At 70.9% G+C, this 4,075-nt stretch carries 4 protein-coding genes; 2 read left to right on the top strand and 2 right to left on the bottom strand.

The window, feature by feature from the left end; all coding sequences use genetic code 11:
- Positions 1 to 1,852: APC family permease (locus PLL68_RS12795; RefSeq protein ID WP_502910709.1), on the bottom strand; the 1,852-nt coding region annotated here is incomplete at its 3' end.
- Positions 1,853 to 1,943: 91 nt separating this feature from the next.
- On the opposite strand from PLL68_RS12795, the gene PLL68_RS12790 reads away from it, so the two are divergent.
- Both PLL68_RS12790 and PLL68_RS12785 read left to right on the top strand, forming a co-directional pair.
- Complete coding sequence (locus tag PLL68_RS12790) at positions 1,944 to 2,606, top strand: potassium channel family protein (RefSeq protein ID WP_324534659.1); 663 nt, start codon at positions 1,944 to 1,946, stop codon at positions 2,604 to 2,606.
- Positions 2,607 to 2,624: 18 nt separating this feature from the next.
- Entirely contained in the window at positions 2,625 to 3,326 is a 702-nt protein-coding gene (locus tag PLL68_RS12785; protein ID WP_159899552.1) for a potassium channel family protein, read from the top strand.
- A 2-nt stretch (positions 3,327 to 3,328) separates the two neighbouring features.
- Here PLL68_RS12785 and PLL68_RS12780 read toward each other — a convergent pair whose 3' ends face one another.
- On the bottom strand, positions 3,329 to 4,033 hold the full coding sequence (locus PLL68_RS12780) for a DUF3159 domain-containing protein (RefSeq protein WP_324534656.1): 705 nt from the start codon (positions 4,031 to 4,033) through the stop codon (positions 3,329 to 3,331).
- Positions 4,034 to 4,075 lie beyond the last annotated feature (42 nt).

Raw genomic sequence — 4,075 nt, 5'->3', positions numbered from 1 at the left:
TCTGCTCCCACCAGTGCCCGACGACGTACTGCGGGATGTAGACGACGACGAGGTCGCGCGGGTTGCCCGAGCGGATCGACTTCACGTAGTCGACCACGGGGCGGGTGATCTCACGGAACGGGCTGTCGAGGGCCTTGAGCGGCACCGGGATGTCGCGGCGCACCCACTCGGCCTGCAGCGCCTTGGTCTCGTCGGGGTCGACGTCGACGGTCAGTGCCTCGAGGATCGTCGGGCGGGTCGCCCGGGCGTAGGCGACGGCCCGCAGGGTCGGCTTGTGGATCTTGGAGACGAGCACGATGGCGTGCACCCGCGACGGCAGCATCTGCGCCTTGGTGTCGCCCTCGTGCACGCTCAGCTCGTCGCGCACGTGGTCGTAGTGGCGGCGGATGCGGGTCATCAGGAGGTAGAGGACGGCCATCGCGGCGATGGCGTAGCCCGCTCCGTGCACGAACTTCGTCGCGAGCACGACGAGCAGCACCGTGCCGGACATCGCAGCGCCGACCCCGTTGATGACCCGGCTGCGCAGCATCCGACCGCGCTCGGCCGCGTCGCGCTCCAGACGCAGGTGGCGGGTCCAGTGCCGCACCATCCCGATCTGCGACAGGGTGAACGACACGAACACCCCGACGATGTAGAGCTGGATGAGGGCGGTGACCTTGGCGTCGTAGATGACGACGAGGAGCGCCGCGGCCGCCGCCAGGATGATGATGCCGTTGGAGAACGCGAGCCGGTCGCCGCGGGTGTGCAGCTGGCGGGGCAGGAAGCCGTCGCGGGCGAGGATCGAGCCCAGCACCGGGAAGCCGTTGAACGCCGTGTTCGCGGCCAGCACGAGGATCAACCCCGTGACGATCGAGACGAGCACCACCCCGGCGGGGAAGCCGGAGAAGACCGACTGGGCCACCTGCACCATCACGGTGTGCTGCTCGTAGTCCTCACCGACGAGCACTCCGTCGCGAGCGAGCTGGACGGCCGGGTCCTCGGCGTACTTCACCCCGGTCCACGTCGCGAGCGCCACCATCGAGAGCATCATCGTCACCGAGATGCAGCCCATGAGCAGCAGCGTCGTCGCCGCGTTCTGGCTCTTGGGCTTGCGGAACGCCGGCACCCCGTTGCTGATCGCCTCGACCCCGGTGAGGGCGGCGCACCCAGAGGAGAACGCGCGCAGGAACAGGAAGGCCAGGGCCAGCCCGGTGATGGCGTCGTGGCCGGGATCAGGCAGCAGCTCGAGCCCGGCACTCTCGGCCGGGGGCAGGCTTCCGGTGACCCTGCGGACCACCCCGATGAGCGCCATGCCGAGCACGGTGGCCATGAACAGGTAGGTCGGGATGGCGAACGCCGTGCCCGACTCGCGAACCCCTCGCAGGTTCATGGCGGTCAGCGCGGCGATGACGATCACCGCGACGAGCGCCTCGTGACCCCGCACGAACCCGAAGGCCGCCGCCGCGTTCTGCACCCCGGCGGAGATCGACACGGCCACGGTGAGCACGTAGTCGACGAGCAGGGCGCTGCCGACACCGAGCCCGGCCTTGGGCCCGAGGTTGACGCTGGCCACCTCGTAGTCGCCGCCGCCCGAGGGGTAGGCGCGCACGTTCTGCCGGTAGCTCGCGATGACCACGGCCATGACGACGACGACCGCCAGGGCGATCTCCCACGAGTGGGTGAGCGCGAGCGCGCCGCCGGCCAGGCCGAGGGTCAGGAAGATCTCGTCGGGGGCGTACGCCACGGAGGACAGGGCGTCACTGGCGAAGACGGGCAGGGCGAGCCGCTTGGGAAGGAGCGTCTCACCGAGGTTGTCGCTGCGCATCGCGCGACCGAGGATGACGCGCTTGACCACGCGCCCAGAATTTGGCACGACACACACTGTATGCCGGGTGCCCACCTCGCCGGGAACCCGTTACCGGACGCCCTCACCGCTGGTCGACCGTCGGTGTAGCGTCGACTCCGTGCACTTCGTCATCATGGGCTGCGGCCGCGTCGGGGCCTCCCTCGCCAGAGCCATCGAGCGGGCCGGCCACGAGGTCGCCGTCATCGACCAGGACGAGTCGTCGTTCCGCCGGTTGGGCACGACCTTCGAGGGCCGCACGGTCACCGGAGTCGGCTTCGACCGCGACACCCTGCGCGCGGCCGGCATCGAGAACGCCTACGCCTTCGCCGCCGTCTCCAGCGGTGACAACTCCAACATCCTCGCCGCCCGGGTGGCGCGCGAGAAGTACGGCGTCGAGCACGTGGTCGCCCGCATCTACGACCCCGGTCGCGCCGAGATCTACCAGCGCCTCGGCATCCCCACCGTCGCCACGGTGAAGTGGACGAGCGACCAGATGGTGCGCCGCCTGCTGCCGCAGGGTCACGTCCCCGAGTTCACCGACCCCTCGGGCAAGGTCGTCATCGCCGAGATGCCGATCTCCAGCGCGTGGATCGGTCGGCGGATCAGCGAGATCGAGGACGCGACGGGCGGGCGCACCGCCTACCTGACCCGCCTCGGCGACGGCCTGCTGCCCGGGCCGGACACGGTCTACCAGGAGGGTGACCTCCTCCACCTCGCGCTGCTGCGCGAGAACCTCGCCTCCGCGGAGCGCGTGCTCGACGCCGCTCCCCCGGCCCACTGACCGAAAGGCCCGTCACCCATGCGCGTCGTCATCGCCGGAGCCGGCAGCGTCGGGCGTTCGATCGCCCGCGAGCTGCTGCGCAACGAGCACCACGTGCTCCTCATCGACCGTGACGCCGACGGCGAGCGGGTGGCCAAGGTGCCCGACGCCAGCTGGCTGCAGGCCGACGCCTGCGAGATCGAGGCGCTCAGCGAGGCGGGCCTGGCCGACTGCGAGGTCGTCGTGGCCGCCACGGGTGACGACAAGGTCAACCTCGTGCTGTCCCTGCTCGCCAAGACCGAGTTCGGCGTGCCGCGCACCGTGGCCCGGGTCAACAACCCGAAGAACGAGTGGATGTTCGACGAGGCCTGGGGCGTCGACGTCGCGGTCTCGACCCCGCGGATCATGACCGCCCTGGTCGAGGAGGCCGTGAGCGTCGGTGACCTCGTGCGGATCTTCGAGTTCCAGCAGGGCAAGGCGATGATGGTCGAGATGACCCTGCCCGTGGGCAGCCCCTACGCCGGCTCACGTGTCGGGGACGTGCCGCTGCCGGGCAACACGGTTCTCACCGGCATCATCCGCGAGGGCCACCCGATCGCCCCCACCCGCGACGACGCGCTGGAGCCGCTCGACGAGCTGCTCTTCCTCACCACTCCTGACGTCGAGGCCGAGCTCGAGACCCTGCTCAGCCCCGGCCAGCGGCACAAGCGCGACTCCGAGGACCCCGACGACGAGCGCTGAGCTCAGGCCTGCTCGGCCTCCGGATCGCGGACGACCTCCGGCTCAGGCTCCAGCGGGGTGTGCCCGGCCACGAGCATCCACCCCATGATCGCGATCGAGGCCACCCACAGCGGCCAGCCGAGGGCGATCTTCGCGACGCCGAGCCAGGCCACCTCGGCGGCGAGGTAGAGCGGCACCATGATGAGCAGCCGGATCGCGTAGACCCCGACGAGCACCCACGTCAGGCGCGAGCACACCGCCACCATGCCGCGGTCCTTGCGCCACCCGAACGGGTCCTCGGCCGCCCGCGGGTCGCCGGCGCCGACGAGGAACCCGACTGCCGGCCAGCGGGCCAGGATCGAGAACACCGTGCCGACGAGGTACGCGGCATTGGTGAGGATGCCGGGCAGGAAGGCCGCTTCGGCGCGCCCCGAGCGCAGGGCGAAGAACGCGGCGATGCCGGTCGCGAAGACGGCGCCGAGCACGTGGGTCAGCGACGACTTCTGCGCCAGCCGCACCACGGCGAGCACCAGGGCGATGCCCATGGCCGCGCCGGCAGCGAGCCTGATGTCCTGGCTCCACGTCCAGAGCGCGACGAAGACCACCGTCGGCAGCGCCGTCTCGATCGACCCGCGCCACCCCCCGAGAGCGGTGGACAGCCGGTGGCGGATCAGCGCCTCGACCGTCTCCGGCGTCGCGGGAGCCGCGGGAGTCCCAGCGGCGCTCACGCGGTCGGCACGATCTCGTAGGCCGGGTTGAAGATCGTCGGC

Origin of the sequence: Ornithinibacter sp. (genome assembly GCF_035443565.1) — a bacterium.
Taxonomy (GTDB): domain Bacteria; phylum Actinomycetota; class Actinomycetes; order Actinomycetales; family Dermatophilaceae; genus Fodinibacter.
The sequence above is the reverse complement of the archived record's forward strand: the minus strand, read 5'-3'. Positions and strand labels throughout refer to the sequence as shown.